Source organism: Nocardioides litoris (assembly GCF_006346315.1).
Lineage (GTDB): Bacteria > Actinomycetota > Actinomycetes > Propionibacteriales > Nocardioidaceae > Nocardioides > Nocardioides litoris.
Genome location: NZ_VDMR01000001.1, coordinates 1171008 through 1195585, shown reverse-complemented (window position 1 = coordinate 1195585; position 24578 = coordinate 1171008). Strand labels below are relative to the sequence as shown.

22 protein-coding genes are annotated in these 24578 nt (G+C 75.1%); 5 read left to right on the top strand and 17 right to left on the bottom strand.

Annotated features, from left to right (window positions below; all coding sequences use genetic code 11):
- Nucleotides 1-23: 23 nt before the first annotated feature.
- The 13 genes from FJQ57_RS05730 to FJQ57_RS05670 all read right to left on the bottom strand — a co-directional run bounded on the left by FJQ57_RS05730 (nt 24) and on the right by FJQ57_RS05670 (nt 13949).
- A complete protein-coding gene (locus tag FJQ57_RS05730; RefSeq protein ID WP_139978204.1) occupies nt 24-1277 on the bottom strand; it encodes a winged helix-turn-helix domain-containing protein in 1254 nt (417 codons plus the stop codon).
- Between the two features lie 22 nt (nt 1278-1299).
- Complete coding sequence (locus FJQ57_RS05725) at nt 1300-2022, bottom strand: response regulator (protein ID WP_139978203.1); 723 nt, start codon at nt 2020-2022, stop codon at nt 1300-1302.
- 114 nt (nt 2023-2136) lie between these two features.
- The gene (gene hpf / locus FJQ57_RS05720) at nt 2137-2775 is read right to left on the bottom strand and encodes a ribosome hibernation-promoting factor, HPF/YfiA family (RefSeq protein WP_139978202.1); all 639 of its coding nucleotides are present in this window, start codon (nt 2773-2775) and stop codon (nt 2137-2139) included.
- A gap of 345 nt (nt 2776-3120) precedes the next feature.
- Nucleotides 3121-3876 (bottom strand): ComF family protein, encoded by a 756-nt coding sequence (locus FJQ57_RS05715; protein WP_211348750.1) that lies wholly within the window; start codon nt 3874-3876, stop codon nt 3121-3123.
- Nucleotides 3877-3941: 65 nt separating this feature from the next.
- On the bottom strand, nt 3942-5726 hold the full coding sequence (locus tag FJQ57_RS05710; protein ID WP_139978201.1) for an LpqB family beta-propeller domain-containing protein: 1785 nt from the start codon (nt 5724-5726) through the stop codon (nt 3942-3944).
- Nucleotides 5723-7381, bottom strand: a complete 1659-nt coding sequence (gene mtrB, locus FJQ57_RS05705; protein WP_139978200.1) for an MtrAB system histidine kinase MtrB — start codon at nt 7379-7381, stop codon at nt 5723-5725. Before mtrB ends, FJQ57_RS05710 begins: the two co-directional genes overlap by 4 nt.
- A 35-nt stretch (nt 7382-7416) precedes the next feature.
- The gene (gene mtrA / locus FJQ57_RS05700) at nt 7417-8127 is read right to left on the bottom strand and encodes an MtrAB system response regulator MtrA (RefSeq protein WP_139978199.1); all 711 of its coding nucleotides are present in this window, start codon (nt 8125-8127) and stop codon (nt 7417-7419) included.
- A 269-nt stretch (nt 8128-8396) separates the two neighbouring features.
- Nucleotides 8397-9830, bottom strand: a complete 1434-nt coding sequence (gene ahcY, locus FJQ57_RS05695; RefSeq protein ID WP_139979083.1) for an adenosylhomocysteinase — start codon at nt 9828-9830, stop codon at nt 8397-8399.
- 100 nt (nt 9831-9930) lie between these two features.
- Nucleotides 9931-10905: a DUF808 domain-containing protein gene (locus tag FJQ57_RS05690; RefSeq protein ID WP_139978198.1), complete on the bottom strand. Its 975-nt coding sequence runs from the start codon at nt 10903-10905 to the stop codon at nt 9931-9933.
- Nucleotides 10906-10970: 65 nt separating this feature from the next.
- Nucleotides 10971-11999 carry an SIS domain-containing protein gene (locus tag FJQ57_RS05685; protein WP_139978197.1) on the bottom strand — a complete coding sequence of 343 codons (1029 nt, stop codon included), beginning with the start codon at nt 11997-11999 and terminating at the stop codon, nt 10971-10973.
- Nucleotides 11996-12187, bottom strand: a complete 192-nt coding sequence (locus FJQ57_RS05680; protein ID WP_139978196.1) for a Trm112 family protein — start codon at nt 12185-12187, stop codon at nt 11996-11998. Before FJQ57_RS05680 ends, FJQ57_RS05685 begins: the two co-directional genes overlap by 4 nt.
- Nucleotides 12184-13554 (bottom strand): phosphomannomutase/phosphoglucomutase, encoded by a 1371-nt coding sequence (locus FJQ57_RS05675; RefSeq protein WP_139978195.1) that lies wholly within the window; start codon nt 13552-13554, stop codon nt 12184-12186. Before FJQ57_RS05675 ends, FJQ57_RS05680 begins: the two co-directional genes overlap by 4 nt.
- A gap of 35 nt (nt 13555-13589) precedes the next feature.
- Nucleotides 13590-13949 carry a DUF3499 domain-containing protein gene (locus FJQ57_RS05670; RefSeq protein ID WP_139978194.1) on the bottom strand — a complete coding sequence of 120 codons (360 nt, stop codon included), beginning with the start codon at nt 13947-13949 and terminating at the stop codon, nt 13590-13592.
- A gap of 50 nt (nt 13950-13999) precedes the next feature.
- On the opposite strand from FJQ57_RS05670, the gene FJQ57_RS05665 reads away from it, so the two are divergent.
- The gene (locus FJQ57_RS05665) at nt 14000-14455 is read left to right on the top strand and encodes a metallopeptidase family protein (protein ID WP_246081606.1); all 456 of its coding nucleotides are present in this window, start codon (nt 14000-14002) and stop codon (nt 14453-14455) included.
- A 119-nt stretch (nt 14456-14574) separates the two neighbouring features.
- On the top strand, nt 14575-15516 hold the full coding sequence (locus FJQ57_RS05660) for a glycosyltransferase family 61 protein (protein WP_170219286.1): 942 nt from the start codon (nt 14575-14577) through the stop codon (nt 15514-15516).
- A 125-nt stretch (nt 15517-15641) separates the two neighbouring features.
- Here FJQ57_RS05660 and FJQ57_RS05655 read toward each other — a convergent pair whose 3' ends face one another.
- The 3 genes from FJQ57_RS05655 to FJQ57_RS05645 form a co-directional block, all read right to left on the bottom strand.
- Entirely contained in the window at nt 15642-17054 is a 1413-nt protein-coding gene (locus FJQ57_RS05655; protein ID WP_139978192.1) for a DUF5719 family protein, read from the bottom strand.
- On the bottom strand, nt 17051-20044 hold the full coding sequence (locus FJQ57_RS05650) for a glycosyltransferase (RefSeq protein WP_170219285.1): 2994 nt from the start codon (nt 20042-20044) through the stop codon (nt 17051-17053). The genes FJQ57_RS05655 and FJQ57_RS05650 overlap by 4 nt, the downstream gene beginning before the upstream one ends.
- Before the next feature lie 132 nt (nt 20045-20176).
- Complete coding sequence (locus tag FJQ57_RS05645; protein ID WP_139978190.1) at nt 20177-20431, bottom strand: WhiB family transcriptional regulator; 255 nt, start codon at nt 20429-20431, stop codon at nt 20177-20179.
- A gap of 139 nt (nt 20432-20570) precedes the next feature.
- Here FJQ57_RS05645 and cofD point away from each other — a divergent pair, with 139 nt between their 5' ends.
- The 3 genes from cofD to FJQ57_RS05630 all read left to right on the top strand — a co-directional run bounded on the left by cofD (nt 20571) and on the right by FJQ57_RS05630 (nt 23413).
- Nucleotides 20571-21620 carry a 2-phospho-L-lactate transferase gene (cofD, locus tag FJQ57_RS05640; protein WP_139978189.1) on the top strand — a complete coding sequence of 350 codons (1050 nt, stop codon included), beginning with the start codon at nt 20571-20573 and terminating at the stop codon, nt 21618-21620.
- Nucleotides 21617-22585 carry a coenzyme F420-0:L-glutamate ligase gene (cofE, locus tag FJQ57_RS05635; protein WP_139978188.1) on the top strand — a complete coding sequence of 323 codons (969 nt, stop codon included), beginning with the start codon at nt 21617-21619 and terminating at the stop codon, nt 22583-22585. Before cofD ends, cofE begins: the two co-directional genes overlap by 4 nt.
- 63 nt (nt 22586-22648) lie before the next feature.
- On the top strand, nt 22649-23413 hold the full coding sequence (locus FJQ57_RS05630; protein ID WP_139978187.1) for a DUF3105 domain-containing protein: 765 nt from the start codon (nt 22649-22651) through the stop codon (nt 23411-23413).
- A gap of 41 nt (nt 23414-23454) precedes the next feature.
- Here the strand turns inward: FJQ57_RS05630 and FJQ57_RS05625 are convergent, their stop codons facing one another.
- The gene (locus FJQ57_RS05625; RefSeq protein WP_139978186.1) at nt 23455-24561 is read right to left on the bottom strand and encodes a mannose-1-phosphate guanylyltransferase; all 1107 of its coding nucleotides are present in this window, start codon (nt 24559-24561) and stop codon (nt 23455-23457) included.
- Between the last annotated feature and the right edge of the window lie 17 nt (nt 24562-24578).

The window sequence follows — 24578 nt, the reverse complement described above, 5'->3', positions numbered from 1 at the left end:
CCAGGTGTGGGCCACGTTCCATCCTAACGAGCGTCGACGACGAGGCGTTCCTCGGCGCGGACCAGGGCCGGCGCCAGGTCGCCGCGGTCCTCCACCACGACCTCGCCGAGGCCCAGCCAGCCGGCGACCCGGGCCAGCTCGGCCGCGAGCTGATCGGCGGTGTCGTCGGGAGCGCCGTCCTCGGCGTACGCCCCCTTGACGAGCAGGCGTCCCGTGGCGCGGTCGGCCTTGAGGTCGACGCGGGCGACGAGCTCGTCGCGCAGCAGGAACGGCAGCACGTAGTAGCCGTGCACCCGCTTCTCCGCCGGGGTGTAGATCTCGATGCGGTAGTGGAAGTCGAAGAGCCGCTCGGCGCGCTCGCGCTCCCACACGAGCGGGTCGAACGGGCTGAGCAGCGCGCGGACGCCGGCGAACGCGGCGGCGCGCGGGCGGCGCGCGTCGCGGTGCAGGTACGCCGGGCGGCGCCACCCCTCGACCGTGACGGGCTCGAGCTCGCCGGCCTCGACCATCACCTCGACCGCGGCGGCCGCGTCGGCGACCGCCATCCGGTAGTAGTCGGCCAGGCAGCGCAGGGTCGCCACGCCGTGGGAGCGGGCCGCCCGGCGGACCAGCTCCAGGTGCTGCTCCTCCACGGTCGGCGTCGCCGCCTCCAGCACCGCGCGCGGCAGCACCTGGTCGGGCAGGCCGTAGCGAATCTCGAACTGGGCGTTGCGCCCGGCGATGGCGACGTCGCCGGCGGTGAAGAGGTAGTCGAGCAGCCGCCGGGTGCGCGACCAGTTCCAGCCCCAGTGCTCGGTGCTGCGGGTGGCCGACTCGCCCAGCGCCGTGGCGAGCTCGCGCGACGTCGACGGCCCGCGGGCGGCGAGCTCGCCCAAGACGCCCGCCTCGAGCGCGTCGTCGGCGGCCACGAAGCCCCACTTGCCGCGCCGATCGCGGTAGGCGTCGCGCCGGTGGGCCATCGCCGGCCACAGGTCGACCGGCACCAGCGCCTGGACGTGCGCCCAGTACTCGACCAGGCGTCGCTGCTCGCGCCCGGAGGCCGCCCGCTCGAGCAGGGCCGGGTCGTAGGGCCCCATCCGGGAGTACAGCGGCACGAGGTGCGCCCGGGCCAGCACGTTGACCGAGTCGACCTGCAGGACACCGGTGCGGCCGACGGTGCGGGTCACCGTGCGCAGCGTCGGCGGGTCGTGCGCCGGGTCCAGGAAGCCCTGGGCCGCCACGGCCACGCGCCGGGCCTGCGCCCGGGACAGCGAGCCGGAAGAGGAGGAGGTGGCCACCGCGGCGCCTGGACGACGGGAGTCAGCCGCGGCCGCGGCCGCCCTCGGTACCGGTGGGCAGCTCGAGGAGGTTCTCGCGCACGGCGTACATCACGGCCTCCATGCGGGAGTGCAGCTGCAGCTTCTCCAGCATGTTGCGCACGTGGTTCTTCACCGTGTTCTCGCTGATGAAGAGCCGGGCCGCGATCTCCTTGTTGGAGTGGCCCTGGGCGACGAGGCGGAGGACGTCGAGCTCGCGCTCGGTCAGCCGCAGCGCCGGGCCGGTCTCGCGCTCGGGCTTGGACATCGACTTGAACTCGTCGATGAGCTTGATGGCCATCGACGGGCTGATGAGCGACTGGCCGTCGGCGACGACGCGGATGGCCTGGGCGACCTCCTCGATGGAGGAGTCCTTGAGCAGGTAGCCCGAAGCGCCGCTCTTGACCGCCTCGTAGAGGTCGGCCTCCTCGTCGGAGACGGTGAGCATGATGATCTTGGCCGACGGCACGGCCTGCTTGATGGCCAGGCAGGCCTCGATGCCGGACCGCTTGGGCATCCGGACGTCGAGCAGGATGACGTCGGGAGCGGCCGTCTCGGCCAGCGCCGTGCCCTCGATGCCGTCGCCGGCCTCGCCGACGACCTCGAGCCCGGGCTCGACCGCCAGGAGCATGGTCAGGCCACGTCGGAACAGCTGCTGGTCGTCGACCACCAGCACCCGGATCGGTTCACGCTCGGGCGCCTGGCCCGGTCCTGCGACGTCTGCCACGGGGGCATCATGACACGCCGAGGCCCCGGCGCTCGCCCCTCGACCGCCGCAGGACGGCCGGTGCGGTCGAGGACGGCGGGTGGCGCCGGGGCCGGAGGGTGGGGCGTCGCCGGGTCAGGCTCCGGTGTCGGCACCCAGGTCGAGGGAGATGACGCCGTAGTCGTAGCCACGGCGGCGGTAGACGACCGACGGCTTCTCGCTCTCCTTGTCGACGAACAGGTAGAAGTCGTGGCCGACCAGCTCCATCTCGTACAGCGCCTGGTCGAGGGTCATCGGGTCGGCCGGGTGGGTCTTCTCGCGCACCACCAGTGGCCCGTCGCCGGTCACGTCGATGGGGCCGACGGCGCGCTCGAGGCCCTCGTCGGGGGCGGCGGTGGTCTCGGCGGCGTCGTCGATCGTCTCCATCCCGGCCAGGGCCTGGCCCACGGACACGGGCGCGCGGCGGCCGCGGTGGACCCGGCGCCGGTCGGCGGCCTTGCGCATCTGGGAGGCCATCTTGTCCAGGGCGAGGTCGAGGGCCCCCATCTGGTGGTCGGCCGCGGCCTCGGCGCGGATCACCGGGCCCTTGGAGAAGGCGGTGAGCTCGACGTGGACGGACTTGTCGTGCTGCCGGGGGTTGGCCTCGCAGTCCACCTCGACGTGGACCCGCATGATCCGGTGGTCGTGCTTCTCGAGCTTGGCCAACTTCTCCTCGCAGTGACCTCGGAACGAGTCGGTGATCTCGCAGTGGCGCCCGGTGACGACGACATCCATGGGTGAACCTCCCGGTGGCGATTGGTTTCAGGCGGCCTCGCGCGCTGGGGGGAGCGCACGAGGAGGAGTCCGTCCGGCCGACCTGGTCTTCGACCCCACACCCGCCTGCTGGGGCTCTCGCGGCTCGGTGCCACTACCCACCCTCTCCCGCCACCCCGAGGGGCTGGTCGCATCTGACGACCGGGACGGGGCAGGACTTACGACTAAGCCGCACCGTGATCCTCGCGCCGGTGAGGGCGGCGAGTTACGTGGGCCGTTTTGCCTGCGACTGGCATCGGCTAGCCGTCCTGGGACAGACCCCTGGACGGGGCAACCACGGACCCGGACGGACTCCATGCAGAGACGTTAGTGCGTCGGCCCGGGCGGTGGAACCTCTCCACCCGCCGAATCGGCTGAGGAAACGCTGTGGAGCCGGGTGGCCGCCACGCAGGCCACCGCCAGCGGCCGCACGCCCACCACCTCCAGGGCGCGCTGGGCCTCGCGAGCCGTGCTCCCCGTGGTGAGGACGTCGTCGCACAGGACGACGTGGGCCCGGGTGCCCCGGCGCGCCAGGGCGGCCAGCACGCGCCCGCGCACCGCCATCGACCCGGCCAGGTTGGCCCGTCGTGCCTCGCGGTCGAGGCCGGCCTGGTCGGCGACGCCCGGCCGGGTGCGCAGCAGCGCGACGGCCTCGGCGCTCCGCCCGGCCGAGGCCAGCCGCCGCGCCGCCTGGCGCGCCATCGTGCGCGTCGGGTCGTGGCCCCGGGCCCGCACAGCGGCCGCGCGGGACGGCACCGGGACCAGCAGCACCGGTCCCGACGCGCCCGCGTCGTCGAGCGCCGCCGCCACCGCCGTCGCGAGCAGCACCCCCAGCACCGGGGCGAGCGCGAGCAGCCGGTGCTCCTTGTGGCCGAGGACCAGGGCCCGCACCAGCCCGTCGTACGACGCCGCGGCGAAGGGCGTGACCAGGCCCGGCGGCACCGGGGTCGGCCACCGGGGCGACGCCCCGCGCGGGAGCGCGGCCGCGCAGGCGACGCAGACCAGCCGGCCCGGCCGGGCGCAACCGAGGCAGGAACCGCCGAGCAGCAGGTCGACGGCCGCGTCGTGCAGGCTCCCGGTCACCGGGTCGACCCCACCACGCCGCGGTCCGCGCCGCCACCCGCCGCCGCCGGCCTGTGGAGGAGCGTTCAGCCGGCGTACAGCACGCTGGTCGGCGGATCGCCGACGAACCCGAAGCTGGTGTCGTCGGTGATGTCGATGAAGCTGGTCGGCGTCACCGCGTAGGTCGGCTGGTCCTCGACCGGGGTGCCGGCGAGCGCGGTCACGGGACCGCCGACCGGCACGGGCTGGAGCTCGGTGGAGTCGGGCGAGCCGTCGACGCCGACCGACCGGACCTCGTAGATGGCGTCGGCCTCGAGCGTGGTGAGCTCGGCGATCGTCGTCGGGGAGGTCCAGGTGATGTCGTCGACGCGCACGGCGAGGTCGGGCTGCACGTCGATGGGGGTCGTGATCGGCACGGAGTCGACCAGGCCCTCGTCGTCGAGCTCCACCCGCCCGACGCGCAGCTCGTCGGTCGTCTCGCCGCGCACGACCGCCACCACCCGGGTGCCGTCGCGGGAGACCAGCAGCGACCGCACGTCGCGGCCGCTGACGCCGGGCACGGGGACGACCCGGTCGCGACCGTCGACGACGACGTGCACGACGGCGTCGCCGCCGTTGCGGTCGACGACCCAGAGGCGGCCCGCGAAGTCCCACGCCGGCGGCTGGAGGTCGTCCGCCCCGCGGAGCACCACCTGCGTCGGGGTCGGCGGCTCGCCCGCGCCGGCCTCGACCAGGTCGGCCAGCACCAGCGTGCCGCCGTCGGGGGTCACCCCCGCGGCCCGGACGCCGGGGATGTCGGGCACGGCCGACCGGACCGGGCGCTCGCCGCCCAGGGGGCCCGGCACGGGCACCAGCTCGTTGCCGTCGCGCACCTGCAGGGCCTGGTCGCGCACGGCGTACAGGTCGGTGGAGGGGTCGGGCCCGGTGGGCCCGAAGAGGTCGGCCTCGTCGACGTCGTAGAGCTCCTGGCCCTCGGGGCCGCGCACCGGCTCGCCCCCGAGGGTCACCTGCAGTGCCCGGATGCGCGGCTCCTGGCGCAGGGTCCAGGCCAGCTGCGCGAGCAGCCGCTCGGCGCCGACCGAGGAGGTCACCCCCGGGCCGCCGCCGAGGTCGACGCGCGCCACGCCGTCGAGGGAGACCGGCACCGACAGGCCGGCGTCGAGGCCCCGTGGCAGGTAGGAGCGCACGAAGCGGCCCAGCCGCGGGCCCGGACCCGCGAGCAACCGGGCCACCAGGTTGGACGCGAGCTCGTCGCCGCGCGGGACGAACACCGGCTCGGGCACCACGATCCGCCCGGTGGGGTCGAAGTAGTAGAGCGAGGCCTGGCGGTAGCGCTGGTTGAACCACCCGCGCGAGACGACCAGGGCGTCGGGCGGGTTGGTGATGCGGAACTCGCCGCCCTCGACCTGGAGGTCGAACCGCAGCGTGCTGCGGCTCGGCGCGATCCGGCCCAGGTAGGTGCCGCTGCGGTCGAAGCGCTCGGCGTCGACGAGGTCGACCGAGATCTCCAGGCGCTGGTCGCGCGGCTGCTGGCGCGCCCCGAAGGTGATGGTGCCCGCCTCGGGCTCCCACGCGGCGGCGGCGTCGCCGGTGAGGTACTGCTGGGCGATGTCGATGCGGGTGGGCGAGGCGGCCATGGCGTCGATGAAGCCGAGCACCACCGCGCTGGGGGTCAGGCCCGGCCGGGGCGGGACGGCGCTGACGTCGCTCACCGGGTCCTCGTCGACCGTGGTGCGCGGGCCGGCGTCGCGGACGGGACCCGACGTCGGGACGCCGGTGCAGGCCGTCAGCGCGGCCAGGGCGACGATCGCGGCCAGCGCGGCCAGGACGGCGCGTCCCGCCCGCGGCGTCGGCCGGAGGGGGCGGCTCATCGGCGCCCCGGGGTCGTCGGGGCGGCCGGTGCCCGCACCGGCTCGCCCGGCTCGGGCGCGTCCTCGGGCTGCAGGGGAAGCGGGCTGCGCCGCAGCGCGAACCCGGCACGACGCGGGAGCGTCAGCCGGAACTGCGCCCCCGCCCCGGGCCGGCCCCAGGCCTGGAGCCACCCGCCGTGCAGGTGGGTGTCCTCGAGCGCGATGGACAGGCCGAGGCCGGTGCCGCCGCTGGTGCGGGCGCGGGCCGGGTCGGAGCGCCAGAAGCGGTTGAAGACCATGGCCGACTCCCCCGGCTCCAGGCCCACCCCGTAGTCGCGGACGGCGACGGCGGAGGCGTCGGCGTCGGCGGCGAGGCGGACCACGATGCCCGGGTCGCGACCCCCGACCGCGGCGTGGTCGATGGCGTTGGTGACCAGGTTGCGCACGATCCGCTCGACGCGTCGGGTGTCGGCCTCCGCGAGCACCGCCACGCCGGGGTCCTCGATGGCGACGCTCACGCCGCGCTGGTCGGCGAGGGGGCGGGTGCTGTCGACCACCCGGCGCACCACGTCGCCCAGGTTGACGTCCTCGAGGTCGAGGACGGCCGCGCCGGCGTCGAACCGGCTGATCTCGAGCAGGTCGGCCAGCAGGGTCTCGAACCGGTCGAGCTCGGTCTGCAGCAGCTCGGCCGCCCGGGCCGTCCCCGGGTCGAAGCGGTCGCGGGCGTCGTGGAGCACGTCGCCCGCCATCCGCACCGTCGTCAGCGGCGTCCGCAGCTCGTGGGAGACGTCGGAGACGAACCGGCGCTGCACCCGGCTGAGCTCCTCGAGCTGGCGGATCTGACGCTGCAGGTTGGTGGCCATCTGGTTGAACGACGTGGCCAGCCGCGCCAGGTCGTCCTCCCCGCGCACCACCAGCCGCTCCTGCAGGTGGCCGGCGGCCAGCCGCTCCGCGACCTGGCGGGCCAGCCGCACCGGCGTCACGACCTGCCGGGTGACCAGCCAGGTGACCCCGGCGACGAGGAGCACCAGCAGGATCGCGGCCGTCAGCAGCGAGCTGGTCACCAGGTCGAGGGTGCGCTGCTCGTCGTCGAGCGGGTACAGCAGGTAGATGGCGTAGGTGCGCCCGTCGGCCGGCAGCCGCACCTGCGAGCCGACGACGACCGCCGGGCGGCCGTCGTCCGCACCGCGCCGCTCGATCGTGGTGTAGGTCCAGCCCGGCGGCGCGCCGACGTCGGCCATCCGCGTGCGCAGCGAGGCCGGCACGCTGGCCCCGGGGTCCAGGCCGGAGGTGTACGACGCCAGCGACTGGTCGAGGGGACGCTCGTCGTCGACGGGGCCGGCGACCACGACCGCGAAGTCGCGCGTCTCGCCCCGCTCGATGATCGGGTCGGCCAGGTCGCGCAGCTGGTCGGCGACGTCGCGGTCGCGCACCTCGACCGCGGCCAGGTCCTCGTCGGCCTCGCGGGTCTCCGACGCGGCCTCGGCGACCACGGTCTGCACCCGGCTGTCGAGCAGGCCGTCGCGGGTCTCGCGCAGCAGGTACCACCCGACCGCGCCCGCCACGACCGCCGAGAGCAGCACGGTGCTCACCACGACCCGCGCCTGGGTCGACCGGCGCCAGAACGTGAGCCACCGGCGTACGCCGTGGGGCAGCCGGACCCGGCGCCGCTCCATCCCGTCCTGCCCGTCCTGCGCCCGTGCCGCGCCGGCTAGGCCTGGCCGGCCTTGTAGCCGACGCCGCGCACGGTCACCACGATCTCGGGGTGCTCGGGGTCGTGCTCGACCTTGGAGCGCAGCCGCTGCACGTGCACGTTGACCAGCCGGGTGTCGGCGGCGTGCCGGTATCCCCAGACCTGCTCGAGCAGCATCTCGCGGGTGAAGACCTGCCACGGCTTGCGGGCCAGGCACAGCAGCAGGTCGAACTCCAGCGGCGTGAGGCTGATGGGCCGGCCCTCGCGAGTCACCGCGTGGCCGTCGACGTCGATGGACAGGTCACCGATGGCCAGCGACTCCTGCGCGCCGGTGTCGGTGGTCTCGCGCCGACGGACCCGGGCCCGGATGCGGGCCACGAGCTCCTTGGGCTTGAACGGCTTGACGACGTAGTCGTCGGCGCCGGACTCCAGGCCCACCACGACGTCGACGGTGTCGCCCTTGGCGGTGAGCATCACGATGGGGATGCCCGACTCGGCGCGGATCTCCTTGCACACGTCGATGCCGTCGCGGCCCGGGAGCATGAGGTCGAGCAGGACGACGTCGGGCTTGTAGGCCCGCACCGCCTCCAGGGCGCGGTCGCCGCGCGCCACCACCTGGGAGTCGAACCCCTCCTGGCGCAGCACGATCGAGAGCATCTCGGCGAGCGCCGCGTCGTCGTCGACGACGAGGACGCGACCGTTGGTCGCCAGGTCGCTCGTCTCGGTCATGCCCTCCAGTGTGTCAGTCGCCCGGGAGACGCCGAACGCCACCACGGGGAGTGCTCCCCGTGGTGGCGTTGGCGAGTGGTGGTGCGGGGACCGGGCCAGTGCCCTGTCCCCCTCGAGGCGCCCGGGCCACAACAGGACCGGGCCACACGGCGCAGCGAGCGGAGCGGAGGGCGCCTGCGCCGGTCAGGCCCGGGAGACCAGACCGGCGGCAGCCGTGCGAGAGCGGCGCGGGTCTGCGGCGCACGCCCTCCCGCAGCGAGCCATCCGACTCAGTACCGGTAGGCCTCCGGCTTGAACGGGCCCTGGACGTCGAGGCCGAGGTAGCCGGCCTGGTCCTCGGTGAGGGTGGTCAGCTTGACGCCGAGGGCGTCGAGGTGGAGGCGGGCGACCTCCTCGTCGAGGTGCTTGGGCAGCACGTACACGCCGACCGGGTACTCCTCGGTCTTGGTGTAGATCTCGATCTGGGCCAGCACCTGGTTGGTGAACGAGTTGGACATGACGAACGACGGGTGGCCGGTCGCGTTGCCCAGGTTCATCAGGCGGCCCTCGGACAGGACGATGATCGCCTTGTCGTCGGGGAAGGTCCACAGGTCGACCTGCGGCTTGACGTTCTTGCGGACGGCGACGCCGTCGGCCTCGAGGCCGGCCATGTCGATCTCGTTGTCAAAGTGGCCGATGTTGGCCACGATCGCGTTGTGCTTCATGGCCCGCATGTGGTCGACCGTGACGACGTCGCGGTTGCCGGTGGCGGTGACGATGATGTCGGCGATCGGGAGCGCGTCCTCGAGCGTGGTGACCTGGTAGCCGTCCATGGCGGCCTGCAGCGCGCAGATCGGGTCGATCTCGGTGACGATGACGCGCGCGCCCTGGCCGCGCAGCGACTCCGCCGAGCCCTTGCCGACGTCGCCGTAGCCGCAGACGACCGCGACCTTGCCGCCGATGAGGACGTCGGTGGCGCGGTTGATGCCGTCGATGAGCGAGTGGCGGCAGCCGTACTTGTTGTCGAACTTCGACTTGGTGACCGAGTCGTTGACGTTGATGGCCGGGAAGAGCAGCGTGCCCTCGCGCATCATCTCGTAGAGACGGTGCACGCCGGTGGTGGTCTCCTCGGTGACGCCCTTGATCGAGTTGGCGATCGGGGTCCAGTGACCGGGCTTCTCGGCGAGGACCTTGTTGAGGACCTCGAAGATGATCCGCTGCTCGCCGCTCTTGGCGGTGGCGGGGTCGGGGGCCTGGCCGGTCTTCTCGGCCTGGACGCCGAGGTGCACCAGGAGGGTGGCGTCGCCACCGTCGTCGAGGATCATGTTGGGCAGCTCGTCGCCCCAGTCGAGGATCTGCTGGGTGCACCACCAGTACTCCTCCAGCGTCTCGCCCTTCCAGGCGAAGACCGGGGTGCCGGTGGGGTTGTCGACCGTGCCCTCGGGGCCCACGACGACGGCGGCGGCCGCGTGGTCCTGGGTGGAGAAGATGTTGCAGGAGGCCCAGCGGCACTCGGCACCGAGCGCGGTGAGCGTCTCGATGAGCACAGCGGTCTGGATGGTCATGTGGATCGACCCGACGATGCGGGCACCGGCGAGCGGCTGGGAGTCGGCGAAGCGCTCGCGCATCGCCATCAGGCCGGGCATCTCGTGCTCGGCGAGCGTGATCTCGGTGCGGCCGTAGTCGGCCAGCGAAAGGTCGGCGACCTTGAAGTCCATCGTCATCTCCTGGATGCGGTTGCGACTGCCTGCGCCGCGCATCTGCGCGCTGTCGGGATCTCCCACGCGGACGCGTCCCACAGTAGGACAGCCCTGCGCCGAACCCTCAATCGTGCGCGGGGTGCGCGTGCCGCCTCGGGACGAGGTGGAGGACGGCCACGACCACCCCGCCGATGACCAGACCGACCACCGCGGCGAGGGCGGTGTTGACCAGCCAGCCGGCCACCGCACCGAGGGCACCGAGCGCGTCGTGCACCTGCTCCTCGAGGTGGTGGATGACGTCGTACGGGCCGTGCCAGCCGAGCGGGAAGTCCTCCTCGGCGAGGTGGTGCAGCTGCTCGACGACGATGTGGCCGCCCACCCAGAGCATGGCGGCGATGCCGACGACGGAGATGATCGCGAGCAGCCGCGGCATCGCCTTCACCAGGGCGTGGCCGACGCGCTGGGCCAGCGCCGAGGGGCGCTGGGCGAGCGCGATGCCGGCATCGTCCATCTTCACGATCAGAGCGACGACACCGTAGACGAGGGCGGTGATGAGGACCGCGACGACGGCCAGGACGGCGAGCCGGGTCCAGAAGGGCTCCTCGGCCACGCTGTCGAGCGAGATGACCATGATCTCGGCAGAGAGGATGAAGTCGGTGCGCACGGCGCCCGCGACCATCGTCTTCTCCTGCTCGGGCGTGATCTCGGTGCCGAGGCCCTCCTCCTCGGCGTGCCCGTGGCCCGAGACCCGCTCCCAGAGCTTCTCGGCGCCCTCGAAGGCCAGGAACGTGCCACCCCCGACGAGGATCAGCGGCAGCACCCAGTCGGGGGCGAACTGGCTGAGCAGCAGCGCGGCCGGGAGGATGAAGAGCAGCTTGTTGCGCAGCGACCCGACCGCGATCTTCTTGATGATCGGGACCTCGCGCTCGGCGGCGACGCCCTTGACGTACTGCGGGGTGACCGCGGTGTCGTCGACGACGACGCCCGCGGCCTTCATGCTCGCGCGACCGGCCGCGGCGCCCACGTCGTCGATGGAGGCCGCCGCCGCGCGGGCCAGCACAGCGACGTCGTCGAGGAGTCCGAACAGGCCAGCGCTCATGGGGGGAGCCTAGAGCCGACCGGCCTCCCCTGCGCCCCACCCACGACGACGGGGTCGGCCTGGCCTCAGTCCTCGACGAGGCCGAGGCGGAGGTACTCCGCGGCGTAGGTGCCGGTGAGCAGGAGCGAGGCGTAGCGGGCGACGTCGCCGACCCCCTCGGCGGCGACGGTCTCGACGCGGACGCCGACGCCCTGGGCGGCCGCCTGGAGCCGACCGCGCTGCTCGCGCACGACCGGCCCCTCGGCGCCGTCGTCGAGGACGACGAGCACGGGCCGCAGCTCGCGCGCGCCCCCGTCGGCGAAGGGGTCGTCGAAGACGTCGCGCGGCCGGGTCGCCTCGAGCACCGGCAGCAGCACGTCGGCGTCGCCGGCCAGCGCGGTGCGACCCGTCGTACGACGGATCGACTCGGCGACCCGGCGCGCGGCGCGGGCCGCGAGCACGGAGCCGCCCCACAGCAGCGGGTTGGCGTCGGCGAGGCAGATCGCCAGCATCTTGGCCGGGTTGACGGCGATGTCGCGGTGGGGCGTGCAGGAGAGCGCGACCGCGTCGAGGGCCTCGGCGACGGTGTCGGGGTCGGCCTGCGGGCCGAGGCCGACCTCGGCCAGGAACGCCAGCGCGACGACGGCGACGGCGAGCTGGTCGGCGGTGGTCGTGGGCAGCACGGTGCTCCACCGGCCGGCGGCGTGCTCGGCGACCATCGAGGTCGGCGGGCAGGCCACGACGACCTGGCACCCGCGGCGCACCGCCTCGGCCACCGCGGAGGCGGTGCCGGCGTCGTTGCCGTCGGGGGCGAGGACCACGACGAGGTCGAGGCTGCCGGCCCACCCGGGCAGGGCCGGGCCCGGCCAGGCCACGAACGGCACCGGGCACGCCGGCTCCAGCACGGCTCGCAGCAGCCGCGAGTCGGGACCGGCGGCGATGACGGCGCGGGGTCGGGCGTCCTGGGCGCGGGCCGCGCCCTCACGGGCGGCGTCGGCGGCCTCCCCCGCCCCGCGGCGCACGCGGGCCCCGGACTCGGCCAGGGTGCGCAGCCGCAGGTCGGCCGCACCGAGCGCGGTGGCGTCGTCGAGCCGGGACTCGTCGAACCAGGTCACGGCCGGCGGGCCTCGTCGACGAGCAGCACGGGGATGCCGTCGCGCACGGGGTAGGCCAGGCCGCAGGAGCCGCAGACCAGCTCCACGTCGGTCGTGCCGCCCGCGACCGGGGTGACGGCGAGGTCACCGTGGTCGGCCGGGCACACGATGATCTCGAGGAGCCCCTCGTCGATGCCGTGGGTGGTCATGTCGTGCCTCCGCGGATCAGGGCGAGCACGTCGTCGCGCACCGCCTGCATGGTGGACTCGTCGCGGCCCTCGACGTTGAGCCGCAGCAGCGGCTCGGTGTTGGAGGACCGGACGTTGAACTGCCAGTCGACGTGGCTCACGGTGAGCCCGTCGAGGTGGTCGGTGGTGACGCCGTCGCGCCCGGCGTACGCCGCCTCGACGGCCGCGACCGTGGCCGCCTGGTCGGCGACGGTGCTGTTGACCTCGCCGGAGAGCGGGTAGCGCTCGTGGCGGGCCAACAGGTCGCTCAGCGGGCCGTCGTGCTCGGCGAGCGCGGCCAGGGCGTGCAGCGCGGCGAGCATGCCGGAGTCGGCGCGCCAGAAGTCGCGGAAGTAGAAGTGGCCGCTGTGCTCGCCGCCGAAGACCGCGTCGGTCTCGGCCATGGTGGCCTTGATGAAGGAGTGGCCCACCCGGGTGCGCACGGGCGTGCCGCCGAGCTCGAGCACCGTCTCGGGCACCGCCCGGCTGGTGATGAGGTTGTGGATGACCGTCGCGCCGGGGTGCTTGGCCAGCTCGCGCTCGGCGATGAGGGCGGTCAGCGTCGACGGCGAGACGGCCTCGCCGCGCTCGTCGACGAGGAAGCAGCGGTCGGCGTCGCCGTCGAAGGCCAGGCCCACGTCGGCGCCGTGCTCGACGACCGCGGCCTGCAGGTCACGCAGGTTGTCGGGCTCGATCGGGTTGGCCTCGTGGTGGGGGAAGGTGCCGTCGAGCTCGAAGTAGAGCGGCACCAGGTCGACCGCGTCGGCGAGGCGGCCGAAGACCGCGGGAGCCGTCCACCCGGCCATGCCGTTGCCGGCGTCGACGACGACCTTGAGCCGACGGCCGGTGACGGGCGCGAGCGAGAGCAGGTGGGCGGCGTACGCCTCGAGGACGTCGTGCGAGCTGATGGAGCCCAGCCGCGGGGCGTCGGGGAGGCCGCCGGCCAGCGCGAGGTCGCGGATGTCGGTCAGGCCCGACTCGGCGCCCACCGGGACGGCGAGGGGGCGGCACATCTTGATGCCGTTGTACTGCGCGGGGTTGTGGCTCGCGGTGAACATCGCCCCCGCCAGCCCGAGGTGCCCGGAGGCGAAGTAGAGCTGGTCGGTGGAGGCGAGGCCGATCATCACGACGTCGGCACCGCCGCGGGTGGCTCCGTCGGCGAACGCACCGGCCAGCCCGGGCGAGGAGGGCCGCATGTCGTAGCCGACGACGACCTCGCGCACGTCGAGGACCTCGACGAACGCCCGGCCCACCGCGCGGGCCAGCTCCTCGTCGACCTGGTCGGGCACGGTGCCGCGGACGTCGTAGGCCTTGAAGACGGCGCCGACGGTCGCAGGGTCCAGAGCCATGCCGCGAACCCTAGTGCCCTCCGTGGGGCGGGTCGTCAGTCGGTCGAGAGCACCCGCAGGTGACCGCGCCGGGTGGTCTCGCGGCCGGTCTCCTCGGTGGGGGCGGGCCGCGACGACGGCAGCGGGCGGCCGGCCTCGCGGACGGCGTCGGCCAGGGCGAGCAGGTCGTCGTTGCTGGGACCGCGCGGCCGCACGTCGGAGGAGAGCCGCAGCACCTCCCAGCCGCGGGGCGCCGAGAGCCGCTCGGAGTGCTCGGCGCACAGGTCGTAGGCGTGAGGCTCGGCGTAGGTCGCCAGCGGGCCGAGGACGGCGGTCTGGTCGGCGTAGACGTAGGTGAGGGTCTGCACCGCGGGCCGGCCGCAGGGGGTGCGCGAACAGCGCCGGGCGAGACTCACGGCGGGAACGCTACCCGGCACCACCGACGATCCTGACTAGGCTCGCGGTCGTGGCGCAGCACCGGGACCCGGCCTCCGGCCGACGGCGGGGACGCACCCGCGACCGCCGCGACCGCGGCATGCGCGGGCCGGCCGTGCTGCCCCGCCGGCCGGGCACGCCCGAGACGCGCACGCGCCGCGACCGCTTCGACGACCTCGTGCTCGCGGTGGTCACCGACATCGAGGAGCGCTGGCAGGAGCACCTCGGCCTGGTCGAGTACGCCGTCGAGGACACCCCGCAGGTGCCCGACGACTGGGAGAGCGCGACCGTCCCGCTGGCCTCGCTCGTGCGCGGCAGCGGCGCGACCCCGAGCCGGCTGGTCGTGTTCCGCCGTCCGATCGAGCACCGTTGCGCGGGCCGCAGCGACCTGGAGGCGATGGTCCTCACCGTGGTCGTGGAGCAGGTGGCCGAGCTGCTCGGCGTGGCGCCGGAGGTCGTCGACCCGCGGGTCGGCGAGGACGACTGAGCACCGGTCCGGTCGGTCCGGTCGGTCCGCCCACCGGCTGGGCGCTGCCGACCTTCCCGCACGAGCCGGTCGAGGGCCCGCCTGGGCTGGAGGAGGTCCCGGGCGCGATCCTGACCAAGGTGCGGCGCGGCCGGCTGCGCACGATCGTCGAGCCGACCCGGTGGATCCGCGGCGCCGTGCACGACGACCGGGGCCGTCTCGTCGTCTCCTCGCAGAAGATCGGCGGACTGCACGGCGCCCAGCTCGCGCAGGCCGACCCCGACCGCGTGCCGGCCCGGCAACCGGGCGCGCGGCGCCTCGAGGGCACCTGGCTGTACGGCGGTCACTGGGTCCGGCACTTCGGCCACTTCTTCCTCGAGACCGTCACCACCCTGTGGCCCGAGCCGGCGTCGCTGCTCGAGGTGCGGGGCGTCGTGTTCCACACCTTCAGCGGGCCGGTCGACGGCCCCTCGCCCGCCCAGGCCACGCTGCTCGACCTGGCGGGGTGGGGCCACCTCCCGCAGGTCGTGGTCGCCGACGACAACGTGGTGGTCGAGCGGCTCCTCGTGCCCGGGCGCGGGCTCGTCGTCAACGGCTGGGCCTGGGAGCAGGCGCGGACGGTGTGGCGCCGGATGGCGGTGGCGGCCGGCGCTGCCGCCGACCTCGACCCCGACGGCCCGCGCGTGTTCCTGTCCCGCTCCGCCTTCCACCGCGCGGAACGGGAGGCCGGCCGCGCGACCCGCACCGACGAGGGGCACGACGCGGCGCTCGACCGGGCCTTCGCGGACGCCGGGTTCGACGTCGTGGCGCCCGAGGCGCTCGCGGTGCGCGAGCAGGTGCGCCTGGCCGCCTCGGCCTCGGTCCTCGCCGGGGCCGCCGGCTCCGCGCTGCACCTGTCGGCCTTCGCGCCGGCCGGCACCCGGGTGCTCGAGCTCGGCGACCCGCGCTCCCCCGCCGTGCAGGTGCCGTCGCAGCGGGTCGTCGACCGGGTCTGCGAGCACCCCTCGGCGCACGTGCCGTGGGCCGAGCTGCCCGCCGGCCTGCCCGCCGCGCTGGCCCGGCTCGGGCTCGCCGGCGGGTAGAGGAGCCGAGCCGACCGCACCCACGGTGGTCGAGGAGGGCGGCTCGTCCCACGACCTGGGGCGGCAGCGCGACCTGCGGCCGGTCCGCCTCCCGTCGACGTGCACCCGCCGTGCGTGGACGAGGGCTAGGGCAACCCGACCCGCACGTCGGGCACCAGCCCGGTCGTCACGGGCTCACGGACCCGGACGACGGTGGCGCCGCCGTCGCCGACCACGAGGACGACGGCCTGCACCGTGGTGCGCGCGGCGGCCACCGTGACCAGGCGCGCCGCGCCGGGGAGCTCGATCGAGGGCGCCCGTCCCGCGGCGACCTCGACGCGCTCCTCGGCGAGCTGGCGGCCGTCGGCGTCACGGGCGGTCACGGTGACGACACCGGGACTGCCGGACCCACCGAGGACGAGGGTCTTGTCCCCCGCGGGCAGCACGGCGGTGCCAGACCCCGCCAGCGGGTCGACGGGCACCGCGGTGGCCAGGTCGCCGCGCACGAAGCCGGACAGGGCAGCGGTGGCGGGCACGGTCGACTCGACCTGCAGCCCGACCGGACGACCGGCCTCGCCGTCGGTCGCAGCCTGGGCCAGGGGCTGGGTCAGCGGCACGACGACCGTGCTGCGCGGCGGCAGCTCCACCGCCTCCAGGCCGGCGGGGGCGAAGGTCGAGCGGCCGGTCACGAAGGAGATCGACGCCCGGCCCTCGGACTCGGCGGTGTTGGCCAGCACGAGCGAGCGCGGCCCGGTGCCCGAGGGCACCCCGAGGAGCAGGTTGGTCGCGGCCGGGGCCGACTGCGAGGCCAGCCCGTCGTCGCCGGAGCGGCCGCGCCCGAGGTCGCGCACGGTGTCGCGGACGCTCGCCGCCACCCGGCCGCGGACGACGGTCACGTGCAGCGCCAGCTCGTCGCGGCGCGGGAGCACCTCGGCCAGCGGCAGCGCCCGGGTCTGGCCGCCCGGCACGGCGATGCCGCGCAGTCCCGGGGCGTCGACCTCGCCCTCGGCGCCGAGCACCTCGACGTCGACGACGGCCCGACCCTCGTCGGGGTTGACCAGCTGCAGCACCGACTGGTGGCGCGCTCCGGCGCCGACGCCGGTGAACCACTGGTCGAACACCGGCGCCCGGCAGTCGAAGCTGGCCAGGGGCGAGGAGAAGCGCCCCGCCACCAGCCCCGGGGCGAGGTCGCCCTCCCCCGTGACGACCGCGGGCCGCTCGCCCAGGTCGACCTCCGCCACCCGTCCTGGACCGACCTCGACGTCGCGGTCCTCGTCGCCGGCCCGCACCTGCACCGTCCCGTCCGCGCCGCTGGTCGAGGTGACGAGCACGTCGCTCCCCCCACCCGGGCACACGACGCTGGCCCGGGTCAGGGGCACCTCCTCCGCCGCCGCGCCGGTCCGCTCGGCTCCCCCGTCGGTGCGTACGACGAGCGCGACCGCCACCGCCAGCAGCGGCAGCAGCACGGCGAGCAGGGTGGTCACGTCGAGACGCCGCCCGCCGGGCGTGCGCGCGGTGCGGGTGCCGGCGGTGGTGCGGGAGGGGTCGGGGACGCTCATCGGCCCACCTCCGACGTCGCCCGGACGCGGGGCCGGGAGCCGTCGCCCTCGCGGTCGTCACGCTCGTCCGCGTCGTCGTCGCCGTCCGAGCCGTCGCGGCGGCGGGCGCGGACGGTCGGCGCGACCTGCACGAGCACGACGAGCACGAACACGCCCTGGACGACCAGCAGGCCCACGCGCAGCCAGGAGGTGCCGTCGCCGGCCACGGCGTCGACGGGCACCTCGCGGTCGACGAGCCAGGCCCGGCTGCCGGGCGGCGAGCTGGCCTGGGCCAGCCCGCTGGCCGCGTCGAGCGACGCGGCGACGGCCCCGTCCGCGGGTCGCGGCAGCAGCACGAACTCGACGCCGAGGTCGGCGAGCCGGTCGACCGTCTCGGGGGTGGGCCGCGAGACGAGCTCCCGCACGGTCGCGGTGGCCGCGGGGTCGGCATCGGTCAGCGCGACGACCTCGTCCTCGCCGAGCGTCAGGCCGTCGCCGCGCCGCACCGTGTAGGACAGGCCGTCCTCGACGCTGCCCCGCACGACGAGCACGCCGTGCTGGGACCCGGTGCTCGCCCGCTGCAGCATGTAGGCCGGCACGAGGGTGTCGTCGGCCGAGGTCAGGTCGTCACCGGAGGTCGCCCACCACGCCGCCCCGGCGACCGGCACGACGAGCGCGGCGACGGTGCCGACGGCCGTCAGCACCTGGAGGGGACGCGCGACCCGGTTGCGCACGGCGCCCTGGGCTCCGAGCACGACCGCGGTGACGAGGCAGGCCTGCAGCACCAGCAGCGGTGCGCCGAGGCCGACCGGGGTGTCGGTGCTGGCCAGCGTGACGGTGACCGGCGACAGCAGCACCGCGACGAGCGAGGTCACGAGGGCGACCAGCCAGCAGAGGGTCACCGGGATGCGGCTCGCGCGCGGCACGAGGGCCAACAGGGCCAGCACGACGAGCACGGCACCGATCCAGCGGGGAGCACCGCTGTCGCCCAGCCGGCCCAGGAGCAGGTCGGTGGCCGCCAGCGCCGGGCCGGGCAGCCGGCCGGTCTCGACCAGCAGGGCGCCGGCGTGGCCGCCGAGCACCGCCGGGAGCCACCACGGCGCGAGGAGCACGAGCGGCACGCCGAGCGCGACCAGCGGAGGTCCGGCCACGTCGCGGGAGGCCACGACGCCCCGGGCCACGACGAGCCCGACGACGAGCACGGCCAGCACGAGCGCGGCGGCGACCAGCCAGGCCACGGGAGCGAACGCCGCCACGATCGCCAGCAGCAGGCCGACCCGCCACCCGGCCCGGCGACGACGGTCGACGGCGGGCTCGACGAACCCCAGCGCGGCGTGGGCCAGCCACGGGAGCAGCCCCCCGGCGACGACGAGCCCGAGCCGCCCCTCGCCCCAGGCCCCCGCGGTGACCGGCGCCAGGGCGTACGTCGTGGACGCGCCGACCAGCAGCCAGCGCGGCGCGCCCAGCGGGCTCACGAGCCGGCCGGCGACCCGCAGGAAGCGGAACGCACCCCACAGCCCGAGCGGCACCGACCCGACCAGCAGCACCGTCACGGTCACCTCCGGGCCCAGCACGGAGCCGAGGAGCGCCAGCACCGCGACGTACGGCGGGGCGGGGACGTCGGTGCCGAAGGCGAGCGGGTGCCAGGTCTGCAGGTGCAGTGCCCACCAGTCGCCGGCGGCCGCCGGGGCCGGCGCGAGCGCCCCACCACTGACCTGTCCGAACGCGGTGCGGGCGGCGACCAGCATCCCGACCACGACCAGCGCGAGCACGAGGGCGACCGGGTTGGTCAGCAAGCGGGCGACGGCACCGGTGTCGGCGAGCTCGTAGTCCTCCTCGCGCGCGGCGCGCTCCGCCCGCAGCCGGGCCGCGGCCTGCGAGGAGGGGTCGAGGGCCGCGGCGGCCTCGCGGCGCCGCTCGGCGACGTCGGCGGCCTGGCTGCTCGCGGCGGAGACGAGGTCGCCCACGAGGTCGAGGCCGTGCCGGTAGGGCAGCCACGCCGGGGCGAGCAGGCGTCGGACGCGCTCGGTGTCGGGCGGCGTGCCCCGCCTGGCCTCGCGCTCGCGGCGCTCGCGGCGGCCGGCGCGCACGGTGCCGGGGCGGAAGACGACCGAGACCAGCGCGGCGAGGTCGTCGAGCGCCTCCCCGGGCGAGCGGACGAGCAGGAACCCGACCATCCGCAGCAACGTGCCGAACGTCAGCCGGACGACCCGCCAGGGCAGCGAGGCCGCGCTGGCGTTGACGAGCAGCGTGTACAGGGCGGCGCGGCGCTCCTGGTAGTGCGTGTGCCGGCCCGTGAGCGGCGTACGACGGACACCGCGGTGGGCGGCCTCGGCGTGGAAGAGCACCGCGTCGGGGACGACGAGCGTGGTGTGGCCGGCCGCGGTGGCGCGCCAGCCGAGGTCGAGGTCGTTGCCGAACAGCGGCAGGTGCGGGTCGAAGCCCCCGAGGTCCTCGAGCACCCGGCGGCGGACCAGCAGGCCCGCGGAACCGACCGCGAGCACCTCGCGCTCCTCGTCGTGCTGGCCCTGGTCGTACTCGCCGCGCTCGAGCCCGGTCTCGCGCCGCCCGGTGCCGGAGATGGTCACGCCCAGCTCGACCAACCGCCGCAGGGAGGGCCACTCGCGCACCTTGGGGCCGAGGAGGTCGACGTCGGGACGCCGCTCGGCTGCCGCGAGGAGCGCGTCGAGCGCACCCGGCGCGGGCCGGGAGTCGTCGTGCAGCAGCCAGACCCACTCCGTCTCGGGGGCGGACGCCGCGACGTGCTCGAGGCCGAGGGCGACGGCCTCGGGGTAGGTGGTGGCCGAGCCGGTCTCGACGAGGTCGAAGGACGGGTCGAGGAGCGCGCGGCTGTCGTCCTTGCTGCCGGTGTCGACGGCCACGACACGCCGGAGGGCCGGGCCCTGCTCGCGGATCCCCTCGACCACCCCGGGCAGCCAGCGGGCCCCGTCGTGGGTCACGAGGAGGGCCACGACCGACGGCGGGACCGACGACGGAGCGGGGGACGACACGACCGGGAAGACTATCGGGGCCGCTCCACCCGCCCGATTCGCCGACGGCCCGCCCGCGCAGCCGACCACCTGCAAAAGCACGAGGACCCCGGCCGTTGCGGCCGGGGACCCCTCGTGCTGGGACGTGTCAGGTCAGACGACCTTCTTCTTCAGCTTGCGGCGCTCGCGCTCGGACAGCCCGCCCCAGATGCCGAAGCGCTCGTCGTTCATGAGCGCCGACTCCAGGCAGTCGTCACGCACCTCGCACGTGAGGCAGACCTTCTTGGCCTCCCGCGTCGAACCGCCCTTCTCGGGGAAGAACGCCTCGGGGTCGGTCTGCGCGCACAGTGCGCGTTCCTGCCACCCGGCTTCGTCCCCTGCTGGTTCCAGGAGGAACAGCTCCCTCATGTGTCCACCTCTCGACCCGTGTGACCCCCGAACGACATTGTGAGAATTACATGCCTGTCATACCGGGAAGTCAAGCCACCCTCTGCTATGGAGCAGGCCCGGTCCAGCCCGGTGCGCGCGACCCGGCAGAGTAGGGGCCATGGACGCAGTCTCCGCGCGACCGGTGTCGCGGATCACGGTGCTCTCCGGGGGCATGGGCGGGGCCCGGTTCCTCCAGGGTCTCCTGCACGGGATCGCCGCCGGCACCCTGCCCGGCGTGGCGGCCGACGCCGAGGTCACAGTCGTGGCCAACACCGCCGACGACATCTGGGTGCACGGCCTCAAGGTCTGCCCCGACCTCGACACCGTGATGTACACCCTCGGCGACGGCATCGACCTCGACCGCGGGTGGGGGCGCCGCGACGAGTCGTGGAGCGTCAAGGAGGAGCTCGCGGCGTACGGTGTCGAGCCGACCTGGTTCGGCCTCGGCGACCGCGACGTGGCGACCCACCTGGTCCGCACCCAGATGCTCGAGGCCGGCTACCCGCTCTCGGCCGTGACCGAGGCCCTGTGCCGGCGCTGGGAGCCCCGCGTGCGGCTGCTGCCGATGAGCGACGACCGGGTCGAGACCCACGTCGTCGTCGCCGACGAGGCCGAGCCGAGCGGACGCCGGGTCGTGCACTTCCAGGAGTACTGGGTCCGGATGCGGGCCGAGGTGCCCGCGGAGTCGGTGCTGGTCGTCGGGCTCGACGCCAGCACCCCCGGACCCGGCGTGCTCGAGGCGATCACCGAGACCGACCTCGTCGTGCTGCCGCCCTCCAACCCCGTCGTCTCCGTGGGCACCATCCTCGGCGTGCCCGGGGTCCGCGACGCCCTGCGGGCCTCGCCCGCCCCGGTGGTCGGCCTGTCCCCCATCGTCGGCGGCACCCACGTGCGCGGCATGGCCCGGCAGGTGCTCACCGCCATCGGGGTCGAGGTCAGCGCGTCCGCAGTCGGCCTGCACTACGGCGCCCGCCGCAGCGGGTCGGCCGGGGTGCTCGACGGCTGGCTGGTCGACGAGCGCGACGCCGACCAGGTCGAGCGGGTGCGGGCCGCCGGACTGCCGTGCGCCGCCGTCCCCCTGATGATGACCGACCCCGCAGCCACGGCCGCGATGGCCGCCGCTGCGATCGCGCTGGTGACCGGCGCCGGCGCGGCCGAGGCCGGATGACCGGCCCGACCGTCTCGGCCACGGCGCCCGACGGGGTGCCCGAGGTCTCCACGGGCGCCGACCTGGTCGACCTCCTGCTCACCGCGCTGGGCCCCGAGGAGCTGCGCGACGGCGACGTCGTGGTCGTGACGAGCAAGGTGGTCAGCAAGGCCGAGGGCCGGGTGGTCGCCGGGGCCCGCGAGGAGCACCTGGCCGCCGAGACCGCCCGCGTCGTGGCCCGCCGCGGCCCGACGGCCATCGTCCGCACCCGCCACGGCCTCACCCTCGCCGCCGCCGGCATCGACGGCTCCAACGTCGCAGCGGGCTCGGCCGTCCTGCTCCCGCTCGACCCCGACGCGAGCGCCCGGGCCCTGCGCGCGGGGCTGCGCGAGCGCACCGGCCGCACCGTCGGGGTCGTGGTCACCGACACCGCCGGCCGGGCCTGGCGCGAGGGCCAGACCGACATCGCCGTCGGCGCCGCGGGCCTGCGCGTCGCCGAGGACTTCGCGGGGCGGCACGACGCCCACGGCAACGAGCTGGCCGTGACCGCGCCCGCGGTGGCCGACGAGATCGCGGGCCTGGCCGAGCTCGCCCAGGGCAAGCTCGGCGGCCGTCCCTTCGCCGTGGTCCGCGGACGCGGCGACCTGGTGCTCCCGCCCGACGACGACGGACCGGGTGCGGTCGCCCTGGTGCGCAGCGAGGGCGGCGACATGTTCGGCTGGGGCGCCCGGGAGGCCGTGCTCCGCGCCGTGGCGGGCGACCCCGCCGACGCGGCGCCGTTCGGGGCGCCGGTCCCGGCCGACGACCTCGTCGCGGCGGCCCGCCAGGCCCTCGCCGTCGAGCTGGTCGTGGTGGACGAGGCCACCGTGGTCGTGCCGCCCGACGCCGTACCCGTGCTGGCGCTGCTGGCGGTCGTGGCCTTCGCCCACGGGTGGTCTCCCCACGGGGGTGGCGCCGATCACCGCTTCGTGAGGGTCACTCCGTAGACTCATCGTCGTTTGCGCCCCGCAGCACCAGGCTGCACGACCGAGACCGAGGTACGCCGAGCGATGGCCAAGCCGTCCAAGCCCTCCAAGACCGCCAAGACCGAGCGCCAGCGGCTCATCGAGGAGACGCTGAAGAAGCAGCGCTCGACCGAGAAGCGCAAGGGCAACATCATCATCATCAGCGCCGTCGTGGTGGCGCTGGTGATCCTCGGCGTCGCGGCCGGGCCGATCGTCATCGGTCGTTTCCAGGAGCAGGCGTACGCCGACACCCCGGTCAACAAGATCGGGGCCGCTGCGTCGGTGTGCCAGAAGGTCGTCGAGAAGCAGGGCACCGACGTGGGCAACCACGTCGAGCAGGGCCAGAGCGTCACCTACGACACCGCTCCCCCGGCCTTCGGCCCGCACTGGAACGTCGCCGGCGTCGCGCCCGCGACCTTCCGGGAGAAGTACTACGGCGAGAACGACCGCCCGCCGCTCGAGGCGCTGGTGCACAACCTCGAGCACGGCTACACGATCCTCTGGTACGACCAGACCATCGCCGACGACAGCGACCAGCTCGCGCAGGTGAAGGCGATCGCCCGCAAGTACAAGGAGTCGGGCGACAACGCCAACTTCCGCAACAAGTTCATCGCGGCCCCGTGGCTCGACAGTGACGAGGACGGCGCGGAGTTCCCCGACGGCCAGCACGTGGCGTTCACGCACTGGAAGGGCGACACGACGACCTCGACCGGCGTGTGGCAGTACTGCGACGAGGTCTCGGGCGCCGCGCTCGTCGACTTCATGGACACCTACCCCTACACCGACGCGCCCGAGGCGACCGTCCCGTAACGCGTCCCGACCGTCCCGCGCCCGGGCCGGTCCGGGCTGGCTCAGGTCAGCCCGGGCCGGCCCGTGCCGTCGTCGGCCGCCTCCTTCAGCGCGGCCACGACGCCCTTGACGTCCTGGGCGCGGGCACGCGTGGTCACCAGCAACGCGTCGGGGGTGTCGACGACGACCACGTCGTCGAGGCCCACCACGGCGACCACCCGGCCGGCAGCGGGCACGACGAGCCCGGAGGCGTCCTGGGCCACGACCAGCCCCCGCTCCCCCAGCACGGTCACGGACCGGGCGGGATCGCCCAGCAGCCCGGCGAGGGAGTCGAAGTCGCCGATGTCGTCCCACCCCAGCGCCGCCGGTACGACGACCACCCGGCCCGCCGCGGCGGCCGGCTCGGCGACGGCGTGGTCGAGGGCGATCTTGGGCAGGTCGAGCCAGCGCGCGGCGAGCAGGGCGTCGGGGTCGGCGGCGATCTCGCGCAGCGCGGCGGCGAACCCCGGGTCCCCCTCGGCGAGCAGGTCGAGCAGCACCCCGGGCCGGACGACGAACATGCCGGCGTTCCAGCGGTAGCGGCCGGTCTCGAGGTAGCCGCGGGCCACCTCGAGCGACGGCTTCTCGACGAACTCCCGCACCGCGTGCACGCCGGGGTGGCCCGGGAGGTCGTCGCCGAGGTGGATGTAGCCGAACCCCGGGGACGGCGAGGTGGGCTCGATGCCGATGGTGACCAGCCAGCCCTCCCGGGCGGCGGCGGCGGCGCGCGTGACGGCGTCGCCGAACGCGGCCTCGTCGGTGATGACGTGGTCGGCGGCGAAGGAGCCCATCACCGCACCGGGGTCGCGCCGCTCGAGCAGGGCCGCAGCCAGGCCGATGGCGGCCATGGAGTCGCGGGCCGACGGCTCGGCCACGACCTGGGCCGGGTCGACCTCCGGCAGCTGGGCCACGACGGCGTCGCGGTGCGCGGCGCCGGTGACCACGAGCAGGCGGTCCTCCACCAGCGGCACGAGCCGGTCACGGGTGGCCTGGAGCAGCGAGCGGCCCGACCCGGTGAGGTCGCGCAGGAACTTGGGCGAGGCCGAGCGGGACAGGGGCCACAGGCGGGTGCCGGCACCACCGGCGGGCACCACCGCCCACAGGTCGTCGAGCGGCGCGAGGGGCTGCATGGGCGCCGACGATAGTG